The organism is Polyangium sorediatum (assembly GCF_029946465.1).
Lineage (GTDB): Bacteria > Myxococcota_A > Polyangia > Polyangiales > Polyangiaceae > Polyangium > Polyangium fumosum.
The window spans coordinates 1-21,222 of the sequence record NZ_JARZHI010000042.1 but is presented as its reverse complement, the minus strand read 5'-3'; the positions used below and the strand labels follow the sequence as shown (position 1 = coordinate 21,222).

General features: G+C 68.2%; 17 protein-coding genes and 1 tRNA gene. 12 read left to right on the top strand and 6 right to left on the bottom strand.

The annotated features are described in order from the left end of the window. Positions 1-77: 77 nt before the first annotated feature. The 12 genes from QHF89_RS33330 to QHF89_RS33275 all read left to right on the top strand — a co-directional run bounded on the left by QHF89_RS33330 (position 78) and on the right by QHF89_RS33275 (position 15,034). Positions 78-1,874, top strand: coding sequence for a flavin-containing monooxygenase (locus QHF89_RS33330; protein ID WP_284721237.1), 1,797 nt, complete (start codon positions 78-80; stop codon positions 1,872-1,874). A gap of 188 nt (positions 1,875-2,062) precedes the next feature. Continuing rightward, positions 2,063-3,607: an NHL repeat-containing protein gene (locus QHF89_RS33325; RefSeq protein WP_284721236.1), complete on the top strand. Its 1,545-nt coding sequence runs from the start codon at positions 2,063-2,065 to the stop codon at positions 3,605-3,607. Between the two features lie 27 nt (positions 3,608-3,634). Further along, positions 3,635-4,444: an SDR family NAD(P)-dependent oxidoreductase gene (locus QHF89_RS33320; protein ID WP_136934773.1), complete on the top strand. Its 810-nt coding sequence runs from the start codon at positions 3,635-3,637 to the stop codon at positions 4,442-4,444. 530 nt (positions 4,445-4,974) lie between these two features. Then, positions 4,975-5,580, top strand: coding sequence for a hypothetical protein (locus tag QHF89_RS33315; protein WP_284721235.1), 606 nt, complete (start codon positions 4,975-4,977; stop codon positions 5,578-5,580). A gap of 63 nt (positions 5,581-5,643) precedes the next feature. Further along, positions 5,644-7,812: an RCC1 domain-containing protein gene (locus QHF89_RS33310; RefSeq protein WP_136970516.1), complete on the top strand. Its 2,169-nt coding sequence runs from the start codon at positions 5,644-5,646 to the stop codon at positions 7,810-7,812. Positions 7,813-7,854: 42 nt separating this feature from the next. Next, positions 7,855-8,154: a hypothetical protein gene (locus tag QHF89_RS33305; protein ID WP_136970515.1), complete on the top strand. Its 300-nt coding sequence runs from the start codon at positions 7,855-7,857 to the stop codon at positions 8,152-8,154. 66 nt (positions 8,155-8,220) lie between these two features. Further along, positions 8,221-9,000 (top strand): winged helix-turn-helix domain-containing protein, encoded by a 780-nt coding sequence (locus QHF89_RS33300; RefSeq protein WP_136970514.1) that lies wholly within the window; start codon positions 8,221-8,223, stop codon positions 8,998-9,000. Further along, positions 8,997-10,382, top strand: coding sequence for a histidine kinase dimerization/phospho-acceptor domain-containing protein (locus tag QHF89_RS33295; RefSeq protein WP_136970513.1), 1,386 nt, complete (start codon positions 8,997-8,999; stop codon positions 10,380-10,382). The genes QHF89_RS33300 and QHF89_RS33295 overlap by 4 nt, the downstream gene beginning before the upstream one ends. A gap of 131 nt (positions 10,383-10,513) precedes the next feature. Further along, on the top strand, positions 10,514-11,254 hold the full coding sequence (gene uppS / locus QHF89_RS33290) for a polyprenyl diphosphate synthase (protein ID WP_136934783.1): 741 nt from the start codon (positions 10,514-10,516) through the stop codon (positions 11,252-11,254). Between the two features lie 56 nt (positions 11,255-11,310). Beyond that, positions 11,311-11,384, top strand: a tRNA-Arg gene (locus QHF89_RS33285). A 945-nt stretch (positions 11,385-12,329) separates the two neighbouring features. Next, positions 12,330-14,033 carry a GMC family oxidoreductase gene (locus QHF89_RS33280; protein ID WP_136970512.1) on the top strand — a complete coding sequence of 568 codons (1,704 nt, stop codon included), beginning with the start codon at positions 12,330-12,332 and terminating at the stop codon, positions 14,031-14,033. A 107-nt stretch (positions 14,034-14,140) separates the two neighbouring features. Next, positions 14,141-15,034, top strand: a complete 894-nt coding sequence (locus QHF89_RS33275) for a hypothetical protein (protein WP_136970511.1) — start codon at positions 14,141-14,143, stop codon at positions 15,032-15,034. 100 nt (positions 15,035-15,134) lie between these two features. Here QHF89_RS33275 and QHF89_RS33270 read toward each other — a convergent pair whose 3' ends face one another. The 6 genes from QHF89_RS33270 to QHF89_RS33245 form a co-directional block, all read right to left on the bottom strand. Next, on the bottom strand, positions 15,135-16,202 hold the full coding sequence (locus tag QHF89_RS33270; RefSeq protein ID WP_136970510.1) for a cupin-like domain-containing protein: 1,068 nt from the start codon (positions 16,200-16,202) through the stop codon (positions 15,135-15,137). Between the two features lie 10 nt (positions 16,203-16,212). Continuing rightward, entirely contained in the window at positions 16,213-16,623 is a 411-nt protein-coding gene (locus QHF89_RS33265) for a hypothetical protein (RefSeq protein WP_284721234.1), read from the bottom strand. A gap of 166 nt (positions 16,624-16,789) precedes the next feature. Then, positions 16,790-17,887: a hypothetical protein gene (locus QHF89_RS33260; protein WP_136970509.1), complete on the bottom strand. Its 1,098-nt coding sequence runs from the start codon at positions 17,885-17,887 to the stop codon at positions 16,790-16,792. A gap of 181 nt (positions 17,888-18,068) precedes the next feature. Further along, positions 18,069-18,428, bottom strand: coding sequence for a hypothetical protein (locus QHF89_RS33255; protein ID WP_136970508.1), 360 nt, complete (start codon positions 18,426-18,428; stop codon positions 18,069-18,071). 79 nt (positions 18,429-18,507) lie between these two features. After that, entirely contained in the window at positions 18,508-19,389 is an 882-nt protein-coding gene (locus tag QHF89_RS33250) for a hypothetical protein (protein WP_284721233.1), read from the bottom strand. Between the two features lie 206 nt (positions 19,390-19,595). Continuing rightward, on the bottom strand, positions 19,596-20,591 hold the full coding sequence (locus QHF89_RS33245; protein WP_136970507.1) for a hypothetical protein: 996 nt from the start codon (positions 20,589-20,591) through the stop codon (positions 19,596-19,598). Positions 20,592-21,222 lie beyond the last annotated feature (631 nt).

The window sequence follows — 21,222 nt, the reverse complement described above, 5'->3', positions numbered from 1 at the left end:
GAAGACAGAGGTATGTCCAGCCATGTACACAGTCGTGTACATGGCTGGTGGCTGTCGAGCCGAAAGGATGTGTGCGGATGGATGCGACGAAGAAGGGTGAGGCCGCTTTTTCTCCGGAGGCGTTGCAGGAGAAGTACCGGATCGAGCGGGAGAAACGGCTGCGCCCCGACGGCAGCACCCAGTACCTCGAGCTCAGCAAGGTGTACGCGGACTTCGACAAGGATCCCTACGTCGAGCCCGGGTTCACCCGTCCGGCGGTGACCGAGACGATCGACGTGCTCATCGTCGGCGGAGGTTTCGGCGGCATGCTCGCGGCGGTGCGGCTGCGCCAGGCGGGGGTTCATTCCTTCCGCGTCGTCGAGAAGGGCGGCGACTTCGGTGGCACCTGGTACTGGAACCGTTATCCGGGCGCCGCCTGCGACGTGGAATCCTACATCTACATGCCGCTGCTCGAAGAGACCGGCTACGTCCCGACGGAGAAGTACGCCAAGGCGACCGAGATCTTCGCCCACTGCCAGCGAATCGGCCGGCAATTCGACCTCTACAAGGCGGCGCTGTTCCAGACCGAGGTCGAGCAGATGGACTGGGACGAGGAGCAGCGGCGCTGGACGGTCACGACGAGCCGCGGCGACAAACTCGCGGCGCGGTTCGTGATCATCGCCGGGGGCATCCTCCACAAGGCGAAGCTGCCCGGCATCCCGGGAATCGAGACGTTCAAGGGGCACAGCTTCCACACGAGCCGTTGGGACTATGCCTATACCGGCGGCGGCCCCGCGGGCAGCATGACCCGGCTCGCCGACAAACGCGTGGGCATCATCGGGACGGGAGCGACCGCGATCCAGGCGATTCCCCACCTCGGTGCTTCGGCCAAGCAATTGTACGTCTTTCAGCGCACGCCGTCGGGCGTCGGCGAACGGAACAACCAGCCGACCGACGAGGCCTGGGCGAAGACGCTCGCGCCCGGCTGGCAACGGGAGCGCATGGTCAATTTCACCGCCATCGTCTCGGGTCGAAAGCAGGACGTCGACCTGGTGAAGGACGGCTGGACCTACATCTTCGACGACGCCGAGACCCGCGGCGCCCAGACCCCCGCGGAGGCGGCCAAGCTGCGCCAGCTCGCCGATTACCGCAAGATGGAGGAGATCCGCGGGCGGGTGGACTCCATCGTCAAGGATTCGGCGGCGGCCGAGGCGCTCAAGCCCTATTACAACCAGCTCTGCAAGCGTCCGTGCTTCCACGACGAATACCTGGAGACGTTCAACCGCCCGAACGTCGAGCTCGTCGATACCGACGGAAAGGGCGTGGAGCGAATCACGCCCACCGGCGTCGTCGTGAACGGCAAGGAATACCCCGTTGATTGCTTGATTTACTCCACGGGCTTCGAGGTCTCGAGCGAATACACCCGCCGGCTGGGCTTCGACATCCGCGGGCGCGGCGGCAAGTCCTTGCGCGAGAGCTGGGCCGAGGGCCCGACGACGCTCCACGGCATGCACACCCGCGGGTATCCGAACCTCTTGATCTTCAGCCCCACCCAGAGCGGCTGGGCGATCAACTTCGTCCACGTCCTCGACGAGCTGGCGCAGCACGCCGCCTACATCATCGAGCGTTGCCTCAAGCAAGGCGTCGAGACCATCGAGGCGACGGAGCAGGCGCAGCAGCAATGGTGGGAGGTGATCCTCGGCAGCCTCATGACGAACCCCATCGCCTTCGGCGGCCCCGAATGCACGCCCGGCTACTACAACAACGAGGGCATCCTCGCGATGAGCCTCGCGCGCTTCGCCGCGTTCAACGGCGGCACGCTCGAGTTCTTCGAGATCCTGCAGAACTGGCGCAAGGCCGACGATCTCGCGGGGCTGGAACGGACGCATGGCTGATCGGCAAGACGTGAACGCCTGAGCCCCCCGGAGGTCCCACCGTGTATCGATTCCCCTTCCCATCCCTGATCGCCTGCTTGCTGCTGGGATGCCAGCCCCCGGCCGCGGCTCCCCCGGCTGCTAAGCCCCCGGCCTCGCCACAGACGCCTCCCCAGGGCCCTTCCCAGGCCTATCGCAAAGAGGTGGTCGTGGCCGGCTCTCCTTTCCAGGGCGTCCATGGGCTGGCCCTCGACGGCCATGGGCACCTTTTGGCCAGCAATCTGCTCGGCCACTCCGTCCATTCCGTCGATTTGCGCAGCGGCGCGGTCTCCACCCTGGTGGGGCCTCCCCTCGGCGGCGCGGACGACGTAACCCTGGGGCCCGATGGATCCCTCTACTGGACTGGCTTTTTCTCCGGCCGGTTGATGCGGCGCATGCCGGATGGAACGACGCGCGTCCTCGCCAAGGATCTGCCGGGCCTCAACTCGCTGGCCTTCCGCCGCGACGGCAGGCTCTACATCACCCAGCTCGGCCGGGGGGTCGATGCGCTGTCGGAAGTGGATCCGGACGGGAACAAGCCTCCGCGCCAGGTCCTCGCCAATCCCGGCTTCCTCAACGGGTTCGAGTTTGGCACGGACGACCGGCTGTACGGCCCGATCCTGCTCAAGGGGCAAATCGTCCGCTTGAACGTGGACACCGGCGCCATGGAGGTCGTGGCGCAGGGTTTTGCCATGCCGACCGCCGTCAACTTCGACGCGCGCCGTGAGAATCTTTACGTGGTCGACGCGGCGCGCGGCGAGCTCGTCCGCGTCCGGGCCGCCACGGGAGAAAAGAAGGTCGTCGCGAATCTGCCCACCGGACTCGATAACCTGACCGTCGGCCCCGACGACCAGGTGTACGTGTCCAACATGGTGGACAACGACATCCGCGTCGTGAATCCCGCCGACGGTTCCATCCGGACCCTCGTCGAGGCGCGCTTGACCGTGCCCTCCGGCCTCGCGGTCGCGCCGGAGGATCCGGACGAGCGCCTGTACGTGGCGGATGTGTATGCCCTTCGCCGGGTGGGAGGGCGTGACGGGAAGATCTCCGAGACGACCCGTGTCCTCTCCACCCGGCTGAACTTCCCGATGCACGTGAGCCTGGGCGCGAAGCACGTGGTGCTGAGCAGCGCCTATCTCGCGAGCGTGCAGGTGCTGGATCGGGCCTCCGGGGAAATCCTGCGGACGATTCCCAACACGAATGGCATCCAGGGCGCGCTCGAGCTCGCCGATGGCACGCTGCTCGTCGCGGAGGCCCAAACGGGCAAGCTCGTGCGCATCGAACCCACCGAACCCGCGAAGAGCACGGTTCTGACCGAGGGATTGGAGGGACCCGTGGGGCTCGTGGCCGACACGGAGGCGAAAGAGCCTGGGGTCTATGTCACCGAGGTGCGCTCGGGGCGGGTGACCCGGGTGCGTTTGTCGGATGGATCCAAGCAGACGGTGGCCAGCGACCTTCAGGCGCCCGAGGGCATTGCCCGGCACCCCGACGGCGGATTGATCGTCGCCGAGGTGGGCCGCAAGCAACTTTTGCGTATCGATCCGGCCACGGGGCGCGCCACCGTGCTCGCGAGCGGCCTGCCCATCGGTTTGCCCGAGAGCGAGGGCCTGCCGCCGGGCTACGTCCCCACGGGCGTCGCCGTGGGTCGCTCGGGCACCATTTATCTATCGTCGGACATCGAGAGCGCGCTCTATCGATTCGTCCCAGCGCCCTGAAACCCCCTTGGGGAGGAGTGTACGGCCATGAAGGTCCGAAACAAGGTCGTCGTCGTGACCGGCGGCGGAAATGGCATAGGCAGGGGGCTCGTCCTCGGGCTTCTGTCGAAGGGCGCGAGCGTCGCCGCCGTCGACATCGACGCGTCTGCCCTCGAAGAGACCCTCGCGCTTTCAGGGCGCGATCGGGACAGGCTTTCCACCTACATCGTGAACATCACGGATCGGGACGCGGTGGATGCGCTCCCGGCCCAGGTCATCGCGCGCTTCGGGGCGGTGGACGGCATCATCAACAATGCGGGCATCATTCAACCGTTCGTCCGGCTACAGGATCTCGAGTATGCAGCGATCGATCGGGTGATGAACGTCAACCTGTTCGGGACGCTCTACATGACCAAGGCGTTCCTGCCGCACCTGCTCGCACGCCCGGAGGCGCACATCACGAACATCTCCAGCATGGGAGGCTTTCTTCCCGTCCCGGGACAAACGATTTACGGCGCCGCGAAGGCAGCCGTGAAACTCCTGACGGAGGGTTTGAACTCGGAGCTTTTGGGGACGAACGTGAAGGTCACGGTGGTGTTCCCGGGCGCGATTGGCACGAACATCGCGGTGAACTCGGGCGTGATGGATACCCTGCAGGTGAAGGAGGGAGCGGCGCCGGTGCCCAAGATGCTGGCGCCCGGCACCGCCGCGCAGATCATCCTCGACGGGATCGAAAACGACGCGTACCGCGTCTTGGTCGGGCCCGATGCCAGGCTCATGGATGCCATCTACAGGCTACACCCCCAGCGCGCGGCGCGATTCATCTACGACCAGATGCGCGCGTTGTTGCCGAAGTAACCGTCCTTTGGGGCAACTCCGGCCCCACGCCTCCCCCCGCTCGTCGAGCTGTCACATCGCCGCGACAGGTGTCATGGCCCGGTGTCATTCCGACGTGACACCCTGGCGTCCACACGGCGCAAGCCACCGCAAGAATCCCGGCGGTTCGGCGCACCGCCCTCCGCACCGACGTGGCACGGCGATTGCCAAGGGCCAGGCAGGGCCATGCGCGCCGCCGATGAACGGCGGGAGCCACGGCCCAGGAGCCGGACCCCCATGCGAATCGCATCCCTCATCGCCGGTCGATTGCTCGCCCCGAGCGTTCTCGTCGCCTCCGTCGCCCTCGGTGGCTGCGCCACCCTCGACGACGATGGAATCGCCGCCGAGGACAACAATGGTGCGGACCTCTCGGCGCAGGCCGACCTCGCGTCCCCCGACGGCGAGCTCGTGGCCACCCTACCTCTCCCCACGGAGCCGAGGTACAGTTCTACGCGCACGACGACGGCAGCTTCAGCGTCGCCGAGGTGGGGGATGCCCACCATCACACGGTCATGCAGCGCCCGGAGTTCGCCGAGGCGAACGCCTTCGACTTGTTCCGCGCCCTCGCAGCCCCGGAGCAGGAGATCCCCCGTCGCCTCGTCGCCTACCATGAGGCCATGCGCGCCGAAGCGACGCGGACGCCGACGGTCGACGGCACGCTCCCGCCGCAGGGCTGGCTCCTGAACGAGCTCAAGGCGACGCCCCAGCCCCAAAGCCTCCTCTCCGCCTGCGACGAGAGCATCCAGACCTTCGTGTGCGACGATGGAGGGGCCTCCTATCCCAGCGGCCCGGGCTGCTTCGCTTCCTATACGGGCACCTTGTCGTGGTACGACAACGCCCAGGCGATTCGTCGCTACCGCACCGGGTTCTGCACCACCGGCACCGTCGATGCGGACATCACGTATAGCTACGCAGGCCCCGGTGACTGCATCGTATTCAGACCGCTGTTCGGCCTTCGGTATGGCCTCTACTCCAGCATCAACTGGCAATATTGGTGGAGCGGCCCCAGCGGGGCCACCCCCCGGACCTACTCCAACCGTGTCGAATACGTGTCGGGCGACGGCTTCGCGTGGGGCGTGAGGGAGCAATACCACACGTCCTCGTCCTGCGATATCTGAGGCGAGGAGAACCCACCTCCACGAAGGGGTGACAAACGTCCTCCTTCCGAATACCGTCGCCGCGTGCGCTCCTCCCGCTCCCGCCTGGCCCTGCTCCTCCTCACGCTCGCCGCGTGCAGCGGCCCCGCTGCATCCGGAAAAACCCTGCCGCCGACCGCGCCCGCTGCATCGACGCCCGGGCCGACCGTCGCGACCGCCGCCCCCGCGGCCAGCGCCTCCCCTGCCGTCTCCCCCGCGCCCGTAAAGCTTGGTCAAGTCCGCCGCGTGGTCGCGGGGAGCAACCACACCTGCGCGCTCGGCGCCGAGGGCGTGGCCCGTTGCGTCGGGGAGAACGAGCACCAGCAGCTCGCCCCGGGATCCGCCGAAAATGCCCGCGTCGCCGACGTCGTGCTCGGGGAGCGTATCGTCGATATCGCGGCCGGATCCGGCTTCACGTGCGCGCTCACCGAAGCAGGCGCCGTGTCCTGCTGGGGCGGGGTGTACACCGATCCGACGACGAAGCGCGAGCGGCCCATCACCGGGGTCACGGACGCGACGGGGATCGTCGTCCAGAAAATGGTCGGCTGCGCCATCCTTCGTGACGGAGACGCAGCCTGCTGGGGCGACGCGACGTGGCTCGGCAAGAGCGGGAACCCCTCCGAAACCTCGGCGATTCGGCTCGGGCTCAACGACGTCACGTCAATCGCTCCAGCGGAAGGTTACGTATGCGTCACGCGGAAGGGCGGCGCGGCGCAATGCAAAGGCGACCTCCCGTGGAAGGAGGACACGGCGGCGACGTGGGTGCCCGTCTCCGCGAAAAAGGGCGCGGGCGCGGCGCCATTTCGGCGCGTCTCCGCCGCGGGGAGCCACGCCTGCTTCGAGACAGACGGTGCGCCGCTCTGCCTGGGCACCGATTTCCAGGGGACCCTCCTCCCCGAGCTCGACATGCCTGCGTTCGCGCGCGGCGCGCGCCGGGTGCAGGCGGGGGGCGGGCGCGTCTGCGCGATCGACGCGATCGGTCGCGTGGCTTGCTGGGGACATGCTTATCATGGCGAAACTGGCATCGATCCGGACGCGCCGCTCGTGGGCGGCGCCGTGCCCGTCGTGGGCGTGAGCGACGCCGTCGATCTCGCGCTCTCGGACGACCATACCTGCGCGCTCGAATCGGACGGCGACGTGTTTTGCTGGGGCCTCAACCGAGAGGGCCAGCTCGGCGACGGCAAACCCCTCCACCGGGCGACCCCCGTGGACGTCGGCGTCTTTCGGGGCGTGACGGACATCCAGGGCGGGTCGAGCGAGACGTGTCTCCTCGCCGGCGGCGACATCTCCTGCTGGGGTGGCGACAACGGCCCCGGTCCATGGCCGCAGAAAGCGAGCTTTCCTGACCGGGTCGTTTCCATGGACCTGGGTCAAATCACCGTATGCGGGCTCCTGCCGGGCGGCGACGTACGTTGCGGGTTCTTCAACAAGGTCGACCGTTGCAAGGACCAGGACAACCGTCGGCATTGCACCCTCGCGTCGCACTGGGACAGCGACCGGCTGCCGGCCTTGCCTGGCAAGGCGACCGATTTCGCCACGGATCGCATCAACAACGTGTGCGCCCTCGTCGGCGGCGATGCGCATTGTCTGTTTTACCTCGGTGAGGCCGGCGGGTATCACGGCGATACGTGGCAAAAGGTGCCGCGCGTGTCGGGCGCGGTCTCGATCGAGGCCACGGCCGAGTCGATGTGCGTGATTGAGGGCGCCGATCGCCACGTCGCCTGTTTCCACGATCATCGCTTCGATGCGGATCAGGATTTCGCCGAGGAAGCGCCGAACCCGAAGGTCACGAAGATCGCAGGCCTCACCGGCGTGACCGCCCTGGCCGGCGGCGCCTCGACGTTCTGCGCCCTGGCCGGCGGCGCGCTGCGCTGCTTCGAGCCGGACGTCGAGCGGGGCACGCCGACGATCAGGCCGACCTCGGCCGTCGCGATCGACGGTCTCCCGCAGGCGGATGCGATTGCAGGCGCAGACGACATGTTTTGCGCGATCCACGCGGGAAAGGTCCATTGTTGGGAAATGTACCGCCCGGGGACCGTGAAGACGGTGCCGCTGCCGCGACCGGCGACGCGGCTCGGCGTCGGATACGAACACGCGTGCGCGCTCACGGACGACGAGCATTTGTGGTGCTGGGGGCACGACGAAGGCGGGCAGCTCGGTGTCGGGCGCGTCGCGATGTCGTATCGGCCGATCCGGGCGGAGGTGTTGCGGTAGCCGCGCTCCCGCCCGGCGCGCGGATCTGCCATCCTCGTGTCGATGCCGAAGTCGATTCTTTCTCTTCACGCCCTCGCCCTCTCCACGACCCTGGCCGGTTGCTTCTCGGGGGATCCCACAACCATCGAAGAAGCCGCGAAACGCGCCGCGCAGTTCGACTTCACCTGCGAGACCTTCGACGTGACGCCGGGCCTTCAGCCCATGCCCACAGGCGGCGAGGACGACGCGGATCACCAGGACGTCCTCGTGAGCGGGTGCGGCCGCTCGGCCATCTACGCCTGCTCTCGGAGCGAATTCACACGCGACTGGTACTGCTCCCTGACCGATCAAGTCCCTGGCTGAGGGAGCCGTACAGCTCGCGCCCCTTCCCTGTTGAACCCGCCCCCGAGCGGCGCGATACCTCCCCGCATGCCGCACATCTTGATCGTCGAGGACGAGCCCGCGATCGCCGAGTCCCTCGCGTACGCCCTTCGTCGCGACGGCTTCGGCGTCACCCTCGCCGGCACCCTCGCAGGCGCTGAGCGCTCCCTCGACGCCGCCTCCCTCGTCCTGCTCGATCTCATGCTCCCCGACGGCAGCGGCTTCGACCTCATCGGCAAGGTCCGCAGGAGCGGACTCGGCACGCCCATCATCGTCCTCACGAGCCGCGACGACGAAGCCGACCGCGTCGCCGCCCTCGAAACCGGCGCCGACGACTACGTCACCAAACCCTTCTCCACCCGCGAGATCGTCGCCCGCGTCCGCGCCGTCCTCCGCCGCGTCGCCCCGCCCGCCCCCCTCAGCACCACGCCGCCTCCGGCGGCCGCGCCCACACCCGCGCCGCCTCCCGCCGCCACGTCCGCCACCCCCTCCACCGCCGCGCCCCAGCCGCTCTCCGTCGACGAGGCCACCCGCAGGGCCTACGTCCACGACCGCGAGGTCGAGCTCACGCGCGTCGAGTTCGATCTGCTCGCTTGCTTGCTCGCGGCGCCCGGCCGCGTCTTCACGCGTGCGCAGCTCATCGACCGCGTGTGGGGCGACGGCTTCGCCATCTCCGACCGCACCATCGACTCGCACGTAAAGGGCCTTCGCCGCAAGGTCGAGTCGGCCGGCGGAAACCCGGCCTTCATCGAGACCGTGCGCGGCGTCGGCTACCGCGTCACCGACAGGCCCGCGGCGCCTCCGCCGGGCACCCCGGATGCCCCGTGATTCGCCTCCTCGTCGCCTCTGCCTCGGCCGTCGGCCTCATCCTCCTCGTCGCCTACGTCGCCTCGCGCATCGTCCGCGCCCGCACCCGCGGCACGAGCATCCGCCTCCAGGTCTTCCTCGCCCTCGCCGGCATCGTCGGCGCGTTCGCGTTTGGCCTCGGCCTCCTCGTCCTCGATCGCATCGAGGCCCGCGCCACCCTCCTCGCCGAGGACGCCGCGCGTGACGAGGCCGCCGCGATCGCCGCCGTCGTGGGCGGGGAGCTCGATGCCCGCGGCGCTTCCCTCGGCGACGTCGGCGGCCGCATCGCCCGGTCCGCCGATCCCGACGCCCTCCACTTCTCCCTCCTCGATCCCGGCGGCCGCCCCGTCTTCCGCGCCGGCCCGGCCCGGGGCGAGCCCGGCACCGTCTTCGTCACGGCGCCCATCCTCGTGCAGAGCCACGTCGTCGGCCAGGTCGAGGTCGTCAAGCCGACCCTCGTCATCACCCGCACCCTCACCGACTTCGCGCCCACGGTCCTCGCGATCAGCCTCGTGCTCGGCGCCGCCGCGGCGGCCGCCGCCGTCCTCATCGGCCGCGCCATTGCCCGGCCCATCGAGGCCCTCACCGACTTTGCCGTCCGCGTCAGCGAGGGCGAGCGACGCGCGCCGCCGCCCCCGGCGTTCGGCCGCGAGGTGCAGCGCCTCTCGCGTGCCATCGACTCCATGCGCCGCCAGCTCGAAGGCCGCCCCTTCGTCGAGACCTTCGCGGCCGACCTCTCGCACGAGCTCAAGAACCCGGTCGCGGCCATCCGCGCGAGCGCCGAGGTCCTCGCCGACGGCGCGCTCGAGGAGCCGGAGGAGGCCGCGCGTTTCGTCGGCCGCATCCAGCAAGCGACGGAGCGCATCGAAGCGCTGCTCGGCGACCTCTTGAACCTCGCGCGCATCGAAGCGCGCGGCGTCGAGGACGCCGCCGTCGTCGATCTCGACAAGCTCGCCCGGGACGCCGCGGCGCAGGCCCGCGAGCGTGGCGCGATCGTGCGCGTCTCCACCCACGGCGCCGCCACCGTCCGCGGCAGCGCCCTCTGGCTTTCCCGGGCCCTCGAGAACCTGCTCGACAACGCCGTCACGCACGGCGAGCCCAGCGAGGAGATCCACGTTTCGCTCCTGCGCGAAGGCGACGAAGTGCGCTTCACCGTGCGGAGCCGCGGCCGCATCCATCCGCACGTCGCCGGCCGCCTGTTCCGTCGTTTCGTCACGACGCGCGTGGAGAACGGCGGAACGGGCCTCGGCCTCGCGATCGTGCGCGCCATCGCCGAGGCCCACAGCGGCTCTGCGGAGTGCGCCGAGAGCGGCCCGCCCGAGGTCTCCTTCCGGATCACGCTGCCCGCCGCGAAGATTCTGTAACACAATCCACACAGTCCTCCGTTCCCGCGTGGGAGTTCTCCATGGAGCCTCCACGAATGCACCACGGCGGTTCCGTGGACGTGGGTGGTTGCATGGTGCATCCTCAGGCCGCACGGCTCGAAGGTATCCCCATGAACGAACGCTCGCTCCCTCAGCACATCGCGATCATCCTCGACGGCAACGGCCGCTGGGCCACGTCGCGCGGACTTCCTCGCACGAAGGGGCATGAGGCTGGATCGCACAAGGTCCGCCTCGCGGTACGCGCCTGCCACGATCGGAAGATCCCGGTGCTGACGCTCTACGCGTTCAGCGCGGCGAACTGGAACCGCCCGGGTGAGGAGGTGGGGAACCTGATGCGCATCTGTCGCGACTTCGCCGAGGAAGCGCACGACGATCTCGTGGCGCGTGGGGTGCGCGTGGTCGTGGTGGGCGACATCGACGACGAGGTCCCGACGGCGACGCGGAAGGCGACGGAGCGGCTCATCGCGAACACGGCGGGCGGGACGTCGATGACGCTGGCGCTGGCGCTGAACTACGGCGGCCGTCGCGACATGGTGAGCGCGATGCGGGCGGTGGCGGCGCAGGCGCGCGCGGGGCTGCTCCTGCCGGAGGACATCGACGCGCAGTCGCTGCGGCGCTTCCTGAGCACGAGCGAGCTGCCGGACGCGGATCTCGTGATCCGGACGGGCGGCGAGCAACGGCTGAGTGATTTCCTGCCCTTCGAGGCAGCGTTCGCCGAGCTCTTCTTCACGGACACGCTCTGGCCGGACTTCTCGGAGGCGACGCTCGACGACGCGCTCGCGTTCTACGCGCGCCGCCAGCGCCGCTTCGGTCGAACGGACGAACAGGTCCGGCGCTCGGCGGAAGTCTGAACGGTCTTTTCAGACGGCCCGCGACCGTTTATGCTCGTGCGCGAACGCGAAAGCGAGCGCCCGTAGCTCAGCTGGATAGAGCGACGGCCTTCTAAGCCGTTGGTCGCAGGTTCGAGTCCTGCCGGGCGCGCAGCCTCACCTCTGAACAATTCACTGGGTCATGACCCCTCTCGGGAGGGTCCACCATCCCCCAGCATGGGCCGTCGCTGGGGCCCTCTCGGGCTTCGCGTAGGCAACGGGTGGGAAACGACTTGGGCTGCCCCGATGGCCTTCGGTCGCGTTCGCACGCGAGCCCCCTGAGGCCGGTCCCCCCAACCTGCCGGATCACGTTACGGAGGCCGATGGTCTCCGTATTCACCTTGACGGACCGTGTTACCCAGGATCCCAGTCTACGTGCCCAAGCCCCCCGGTTCGCGCCAACCGAGGGGACGGCTCGACATCGCCAGCAGCGAGGAAGTGTCACCCGAGGTCCCGGTCTGAAGTCCACCCCGCCCTCGCGGAACGCCACCACGCCCTCGCGGAACGCCACCACGCCCTCGCGGAACGCCACTACGCCCTCGCGGGACGCCACCCCGCCCTCGCGGGACGCCACCACGCCCTCGCGGAACGCCACCACGCCCTCGCGGAATGCCACCACGCCCTCACGGGACGCCACCACGCCCTCGCCGGACGCCACCACGCCCTCGCGGAACGCCACCACGCCCTCGCGGAACGCCACCCCGCCCTCGCGGGACGCCACCACGCCCTCGCGGGACGTCACCCCGCCCTCGCGGAACGCCACTCCGCCCTTGCGGAATGAGACCCCGCAGCCGCAGCCGGACGGCTCCGCATGCGCTGAATGTGGATGGGACGGGCGGGGGGTTGCGCAGGAGATCGGCGACCCGAAGGTTGACCAGCGCGTCCACGGTGGGGCGCAGACGGAATCAAGGGGGGCGACGTGGGGGCGCGCCGTCCCTGGGTAGGCGCTGCGTTCGTCCAGACAGAACACTTGGCGCGTACCAGGCTCCGTAGCGCGCGCCCCGCGCGCCCGTCTCACGGCGGTGCCAGCCGGTTCTCTCAATGATAGAATGGTGCGATGAAGCGACCTTCAAGGGCTCCTTGGCGTGCGGATCTGCCCGCATTCGCCGAGCGCGCAGGCTTCTCGCGTCGAGATCTCCTCAAACTCATCGGCGCATCGTCGCTCCACGCGATCGGCGCGCGCTCTCTCGCCGGTTGCAGTGTGGACGAGACGATCTCGCCGCTCCCCGAGGTCTATGACTACGTCGTCGTCGGCGCCGGATCCGCCGGGTGCCCGCTCGTCGCGCGCCTGCTCTCGGAGCCGGGCGTCACGGTGCTGCTCGTCGAGGCAGGCGGCAGCAACGATCGCGAGGACATTCGCGATTTCACGCAATCGTGGAAGCTCACGCAGCCGGACTCCGGGGTCGATTGGGGGTATACGTCCGAACCGCAGCCCGAGCTCTTGGACAGGGCGCAGTCCTACGCCGCGGGCAAGGTGCTCGGAGGCTCGAGCTCGATCAACGGGATGGTCTGGGTGCGCGGCCATCGAGACGATTTCGATGGCTGGGCTGCCCAGGGGTGCACGGGCTGGGGCTATGAGAGCGTGCTGCCGTCGTTCATGACGCTGGAGACCTACACGGCCGGCGATCCCGCCTACCACGGCACCATGGGCCCGATGGTCCCGACCACGGAGTTTACCTCGAAAAATGACCTCTCCAAGGGCGTACTCGATGCCGTCATGAAGTTGGGGTATCCGCTGAACCAGGATTACAACGGCGCCTCGCCCTACGGGGTCGGGTTTACGCAGCTCAACGTCGACGTCAAAACGGGGGCTCGGCAGGACGCGTTCACGAAGTTCGTGAAGCCGCTCCTCTCGAATCTCAACCTGACGCTCAAGACACTGGCGCGCGTCAAGCGCATCACATTCGATCCAAACCGGAAGGTCGACAAGGTCCTCATCGACGTGAATGGCGCCGAGATCGCCGTCCGGGCGAGGCGGGACGTCGTGCTCTGCACGGGCACGGTCCATACGCCCCAGCTCCTCATGCTCTCTGGGATCGGGAGCGCCGCCGAGCTCGCGATGTTCGGGATCGAGCACGTCGCCGACGTGCCCGGCGTCGGGCAGAACCTGCAAGATCACCTGATCTCGGTGGTCGTCAAGAAGCTCAGGATGCCGAACGCGCCGAGCCACATCACGACCATGGACGTGTCGATTTTCACGAACGGAGCGCCCGGCGCCGTGAACGGTCCGCCTCGGTTCGAGGTCCAGTCCTATTATATGCGCCATGGCTGGAGCGACTATCCATCGGAGGCGCTCGCGCTCGGCTGCATCAACCTTCACCCCACGAGCCGTGGCCAGGTCAAGCTGCGCTCGGCCGATCCTCGCGAGGCGCCGATCATCGAGCCGAATTTCCTGAGCACAGCGGAGGACTGGGCCACGCAACTCGAGGGCTACAAGATGATCCGCCAGATCCTCAACGCCCCGGAGCTTTTGGCCTGGGTCGAGGACGCCGAGCACACGCCGGGGCCGACCGTGGTCACGGACGATCAGCTCAGGGAGGCGTTGCGCAAATACTCCGAGGCCGACTTTCACCCGGTCGGCACGTGCAAGATGGGCGTCGATCCGAGCGCGGTGGTAGACCCAGAGCTCCGCGTGCGTGGCGTGACCGGCCTGCGCGTCGCGGGCGCGGCGATCATGCCAACCATCGTGTCCGGCAATACGAACGCGGCCTCGATGATGATCGGAGACCGCTGCGCGCGGCTGATGCTCGGCAAAGGGTAGGCGATCGGCCAGCGGCGCTCGCAAGCGGTCCGACCAGCCGTGAAGGGGGGAGCAGGACCGCCTGGAAGTTGGCCCCCTCGCGAACGGGGAGCGGAAGATCGGCCACCATGCCGCCGACTCCGCCGAAGAAGCTCAACGAATCCTCGAGGACACGGCCGCCGCACCCGGCCACCCTGGTCCAGCGGAAGACGCCTCACCCGGCCACCGTGGCGCAGAGGACACCGCGCCCGGCGCCGTCGGCGCCGCCCCCGCACCCGGCGATGGTGCAGCCGAAACGGCCCCCGGCGACGGCGCAGGGCAAGGGATGGCCAGCCCATGCAGCCACGGTGGCGCAGCCGATGCGGCTCTGGGAAGGCATCAAGAGCGTGGCGACCTCGATCCTCGACGACGTCCTCAACCCGCTCGAATTGCCCCAGTACACCTATTGTATGTGCCTGGTCCTCAATACGACGGACGAGAGCACGCTCCTCGATGGGTTTCTCTACCGATCGATCCTCTCCGGCATGAAGGGTACGTGGGAGAAGCATCACGACCCGGGCACGTTTCATTACCTGTGTCCGTATGACGACGAGCACAAGTTCACGAAAAGCTTCGGGGACGCGTTGTCCATCGACGTCGGCCCGCGTCCGCTCATCATCGTGACGGGACACTGCAGGCCCGGGAGCAAGAGCATCACCAGCGATGGCGGCGGACACAAGTTCGACCTTCAAGACGTCTACAACATCGTCTCCCCGTTCCTACCCGACCGGATCGCCACCGTGTTTCATTCGCAATGCTCCACGGGGCTGCCGGATGGCGAGAAGCCGTCCTTTCAAGCAAGATTCGACAAATTTCTGTACGAGTACATGTCGGCGTACCGGTATTATTCGATCGGCACATTGAGCACCTCCGTCCCGTTCTTGGGCAAGCTCCACGCGGCGGGGCTCACGTTCGCGTACAAGGGGACGCCGCTCTCGCAGGCACAATACCTCGATCAGTTGCAAGCCTTCGCGGGCACCTGACGAAGCGTCACATCGCGACCCTTTTCGATCGACACGTCGCGCTGGCCCAGCGGCTCGGTGGAGCCCTGCACGACGCGTGCGAAGAGCCGCACGCGCCGTCTCAGCCGAGCGATTCGCGCTGGCCGAGCGGGCGCCCGGGCCGGTGGTCGTAGCTGCTCGGCCAGCGAAAACCCACGACGGCGAGCGAGAGGCTCGGGGACAGGCTCCATACCTCGTGCCACCAGCCGACCGGGATGAACAACGCATCTCCCGGCGCGAGCTCCACTTCGTGGACGAGCTCGGGGTGGGCTCGACGAACCTCGTCGCTCGTGTGCGAGGCGTAGAAACCCGTGGCCGCATCCGCGACCATCGTCACGCTGGGCGGCACGAGGGCGACGCGCTTCTTGCCGAGGACCTGGCAAAAGAAGTTGTTGGTCCCGTCGTGGTGCAGTTTCGTGTGCGTGCCCGCGGGCCCGAGCCAAAAGGAGATGGCCCCCCGGCGCGGCGGCGGGAAGAGATCGGGGGGCAGCTCGATCTCCTCCAGCAATTGCCCGAGCGAGGTGTCCTCGAAGGCCCGGTTGCGCGCGACGAGGTAGACGTCGTCGTCGACCGTGGTCGTGACGATATCGAGGTAGTCTCCGAACGGCATCTTCGCCCGCAGCTCCGTGAATTCGAGGTCGGGGCGCGCGTGCCTGGTTCGATCGCGGGCCACCTCGACCTCCACGTCGGCGAACCGTCGCCGGAGGTCCTCGAAGCGAAAGCGCGGGGGCCGTGGCCATTGCTCCACGTACCCTCGCACCACGAGAGGCGTATTGCCGATCCAGTGCTGGCGATGAAATACGTCGGCCGGCGGGCACCACGAGACCTCCACGAGCGCGCCAGCATCTCGCCCGACGAGCCGTGGGAGCCGACATATCTCGCGAGCGCGGGCGCGCTCGTCAATGGCGCGGACATAGGCCGGCGTGAGCGGCGAATGCTCGATCTCGTCGAGCGCATTCTCGACCACCGCCACGGGAAGACCTGCCCCGGAGAGCGTCGCGACGATGTCGCGGGGCGCCATGCCACGCGCGAGGTTCAGCACGATCCAATCGAGCGCGTCGGCGGAGAGCCTCTTCGCCGCTCGCCCGGACCTCGCGGTTGCCTGCGGAGAAGGGATGCCGCGCGTCCTGAACCGAGAGATGCCGCCCATCGGCGATGGCTTACTTGGCCTCCGGGGGTTGGGGCGACATGCCCCCGCCGGCTGGATTGGGTTGAGGCGGGATGGCGCCGCCCGCTCCGCCTGCACCACCGCCGCCGCCGACGCCACCGACGCCCCCGCCGCCGCCCGGCCCGGGCTGCGGTGGGATCACGCCACCCGCACCGCCGATGCCCCCGCCGCCGCCCGGCCCCGGCTGCGGTGGGATCACGCCACCCGCGCCGCCCGTGCCCCCTCCCCCGCCCGGCCCGGTCGAGCTCGACGTCGGATCCGGCGCCTGCGGCGGAATGTCGCCACCTCCGCCCGTCGTGTCACTGCTGCACCCCGGCAAGAGCGCCGCCGTGAGCGCAGCGGCTTGCCCGGCGCGGACGAGGAGGGACGTGAGCGGGAGCGGGGTCGGCGGGACGCGCTTCATTCTTTGACAGATACCAGCCAATTTGCAGGGCCGTCAACCGCCCGTTCGCGCATCACCCCCCCCATCGAATCACGGCAGCCGAGGAACCAGCGATCGAAGTCGTCAAGCGTCCGAACGCGCTGCGGGGCTTCGTTGCATTGCCGAAACGGTGGGTCGGCGTGACGCTCTACGCGCCGCTTTTTCGCTTGGCTGGCGCCTTCTTCGCCGGCGCCTTCTTCGCCGGCGCCTTCTTCGTCGATGCGACCTTCTTCGCCGGCGCTTTCTTCTTCGCCGCCGCCCCACCCCCGGCGAGCGCCTCCACCAGGAAGTCCCTCACGAGCGCCGTGATTGCATCGGCAGGCGCCTTCGGGCGCTTGCACTTCACATCGACCGACGTCGGGTCCAGCGCCCAGCCCTTGCCCTCGGCGCCGAGGAGCTCGGTCACCTCTCGCAGCGTTTGGCATTGCGGCGGGTCGCTGTGGATCGCCGCCATCCAGAAGGGCTCGGACATGCCCTCGAGGACGTTCACCGAGCCGGAGCGAAGGGTCTTGCCGCGAACGAGACGGAACCGGATCGCGAGCGACGGCTGCTTCACGCTTGCCGCAAGGCGCTGCAAGAGCCGCGTCGCGGGCCCGAAGCTCCGGTCGTCGCCGGGAAAGCCCGACGCCGGCACGCGCGCGACGAGCGCCTCGATCCCCTCCGGGGACCGGGGCGCGGCGGCGGCGAGCTCGGTCGCAAGACGCGTCGGCGACAAGCCTTTGAACAGGGTCGCAAGGTCGGACGACTCCACGCTGAAGGCGGCCACGACGAGGCCATGCCGATGATAGTGCCGCAGCTCGTTCTTGCCGAGATCGAAGTCGCTGGTCGCGTAGGAAAGGCCCATGTACTTGCGGTACTCACGCCCGGAGCCTTCGCCGTCGATGTGCAGCCCGCTCCACTCGACGAGGTCGTCGAACGCCTCCTCCGAGGGGGAAGCGAGCACGAAGAACCAGGCCAGCGCGCGCGCTTCCGCGTTTCCAACCACCCACCGGGTCCAGCGTCCTTCGGCGACCTCGGCTTCGTTCGAGAGCAGATCCCACAGGTCGTTCAACGGGTAAGGCAGCGCGTCGCGGCCCTTTCGAGGAGGCCCGTACGCGAACGGCTCGCCGCGGCCGTGCTTCTGGTCCCAGGCGGCATGCCAGCGCCGCCACGCCGGCTCGAACAACCCGCGAGGGTCGGGAGGCAGGATCTCCCAGCCAGCGGGCAGCTTCAGGGTCGCGCGATTCGAGAGATCGAGGGTGTTCACGAGGAGCCGCTCCTCCCGCACCAAGGTCGGTCGGGGGCGGCGAGCCTACGGGACCAGCATCGGGATTTCCACCGGTTTGAAGCTCCGTATACCGCTGCGTCCGCCGGCTGCCACACCCCGTTCCTTCTTCGCTCCTGCTCGTGCGGGCAGCCGGCGCGTGACGAACGAAGGCCGTCCAGCGTCAGCGATAGACAGCGGGTGCGTTTTCGGATTGCACGAGCAGGGTGGTCATTTGATGCTCATGCGTGAACGCGACGCGGCAGTGGACGATGCGGCCGCGGAACCTGGCGAGCGTGTGGAGATCGCGGCGCACCTCCAGGGACTCCGGATGTTCGCGACGAATCACGGAACTCTTCTCTCGGTAGAACAAGTCGTCCGAATAGATCACGCCGGTGTCGACCACTTGCAGCCAGGTGCCCTCGTAGTCGTTCGAGAACATGCCGCCCTTTTGCTGCGCGATCCATACGTCGACCAGGGTGCCGTTCGCGAGGGGGACGGCCCCTTGCATGTCGATACGCATGACGTTGTTCGGCGCGCTCATGGTTCGACCTCTACACCGAGCACCTGGGACAAGTACACCCATCCCCGATGGAACGCGCCGCTGCGCGCGGCCCCTGCGGTCAGCCGCCCTTGCAGACGTCAGCGCAGGTGCTCGTCGCATCGACACACGCGGAGGACGCGCAGTCCGAATCGGAGGAGCAGGGCGCGCCTACGGTGCCGAGCGGCGCGCACATGGAACCCTTGCACGTCGTGCCGGCCGCGCAGTCTTCGTCCGACGCGCATGGACCGCCCGCCTGCTCGCGCGCCTGACACGTGTCGTCCTGAGCACAGCGAAGCTCCTTTTGGCAGTCGACGCTCCCCTTGCACGACCCGCCGACGGCGAGCCGCGGCGCGCACGTCCCCGTGTCGCACCGGAGCGCCTCTTCGCAGTCGAACGTCGCCGAGCATGGCTCTCCGGCCGCCCCCTTCGCTTTGCACGCGGACGTCGACTGCCCGCTCGAATCGACGTTGCGCACGCAGCGGTCGCGGGCGCAGTCCCAGTTCGTGCCGCAGGCCTCGCCCTCGGGCACGGAGCCGTCCCATGCATCGATGCAGGACGGCGTGAACTTCTCGTCCACGCCCAAAAGCGCGCCCAGGATTTCAAGTTCGGCGCAGGGGGCGGCGCCCACCTCGGCGAGGCACGCCTCCGCCTTTTCCGGGACGAAGATGCCCTTCACCTCGCCTCCACCGCCGATGGCAATGAAAATCGCGTGGAGGTCCGAGGCGCACGCCTCGGCGGAGCCCGCGTCCAGGCCGCGCGCGGCCCGGGCCGCCGCGTCGCAGCACGCGAACGTGCGGTCGCAGAGTGCCTTCACATACCTGGAGATAAAATCGCTGTCTGTCGGCTCCGGTCCTCCGCTGCTGGCCGGCGTCTTGTCATCCTCGCATCCAGACGCGGCGGACATCACGACGGCGACGGCCGAAAAAAGCGTCACGAGCATGACATGTCGATGCACGCGCATGAACAACCTCCTGGGCTTGATCTTATAGGGATCGCCGGGGCCAAGCCAGCGTGAGCCCATTCCCGACGTCAACGCCCGGCCCCGGCGGCGAAGCGCGGGCGCTCGACGTCACCCGCCTCGAAGGAGAAGCCCGCGTTGTAGATGAAACGGACGAGGGGCGCGCGATCCACATCGCGCGGACGTTCCTGGAGCGGAAGCGGAACTTATCACACATCCTCGGCAACGATCAGGCTTGGATACGAATACTTGCCGTCCGCGGTCACCCTGGCGAGGCAATAAAATCTCCAGACCCCAACGTGATCTTTGAAGCCGTAGACGAGACCACGATTGGTAACTTCCTTGTCTTTCTTATCGTACCCGTTGGGCCATGTGAAGAGTCCCCATGTGTAATCCATCGGCACATATTGCCCGCCTGCCGCGACGATATCGCCGTCGAGCTTCAATTTGACGGTGTCGTTCATTTGCGTGTACGTGTCGGCCGTCACGTGGAGAATGCCCGTCGGGGCGATCACGACCACGCACCCGGACAGGGGCACGGTCATGAAGCAATTTATTCCCGAGCTATCCAGCTCGTCCCACGATACGAAGTTCGTCGCCAGGCTCCACGGGAGCCAGTACACGCGGAATGCGCCGAGCGATTGTTTCGTGGCGACCTTGAGGTCGATGATCGTACCCTGTTCGAGGGTCGCCGATACCCAGATGACGCCCATGGGCATCGAGGCGCCTCCGATCAGACGGAGATCGTGCCTGAAGACCAGGGGCGCATCCACCAAGCCCGCCACCTGGCCCGCGAATGCGCTCAAATTGAGGACGACCGGGGGCGGCTCGGGAGCCTCGTTGTCGAGGCCGTCGATGTCCCCGAAGAGGCTCATCTCTCCGAAGTCGTCGTCCGCTCGCTGAATCGTGGTCGACCTCTGCACCGCCAGCATGCTCTTCCCCTTTCCCTCCGGGCGCACAACCCGCGCACGCAGGGCCTTCTTGGGCGAGCCCGATTTTCCGAGGAGCTGCACCGCGCCCGTGCGCGAGGATGTGGCCAGGTGCGGGGGCGCCTCTCTCCTTTGCACCACCGTCGCCGGATGAGGCGGGCGCGCGTCCGCCGCCGCGCCCTTGGCCGGATGCGGCATCTTCGGCTGCGTGATCGTCGCCGAATGGGGCGATCGCTGTAGAATGGCCTGAGGCTTCTTCGGAGGGTGGAACGGCATGGCGTCGGAGGCTCGGCGCCAGCATCCCTTGCGCATCGCTGCGGGCCAAGATTCCGGGCGGCCTCGGCCGGAGAGAGAGCTCAGCTCGGCACGTTCGACGGGCCGCAGCCACCGGCGATCGCCGACGGCCCAGGGACCGGCGTACACGCCGATCGCCACCGCCACGATGATACCAATGATCGTCCAGACGGAAGAGCGTCACGAGAGATCCTCTCGTCGAGGGGCGCGCGAGCGAAGATGCACGAGGTCGTCGAGGAGCGCATCTTCGGCCAGTTTTCAGGCTCGACCTGATCCTCTGTGCCCTCCGCGCGAGCCCCTGTGCCCTTCGCGCGAGCCACTGTGCCCTTCGCGCGAGCCGCTGTGCCCTTCGCGCGAGCCGCTGTGCCCTTCGCGCGAGCCACTGTGCCCTTCGCGCGAGCCACTGTGCCCTTCGCGCGAGCCACTGTGCCCTTCGCGCGAGCCACTGTGCCCTTCGCGCGAGCCGCTGTGCCCTTCGCGCGAGCCGCTGTGCCCTTCGCGCGAGCCTCTGTGCCCTTCGCGCGAGCCACTGTGCCCTTCGCGCGAGCCACTGTGCCCTTCGCGCGAGCCACTGTGCCCTTCGCGCGAGCCACTGTGCCCTTCGCACGAGCTG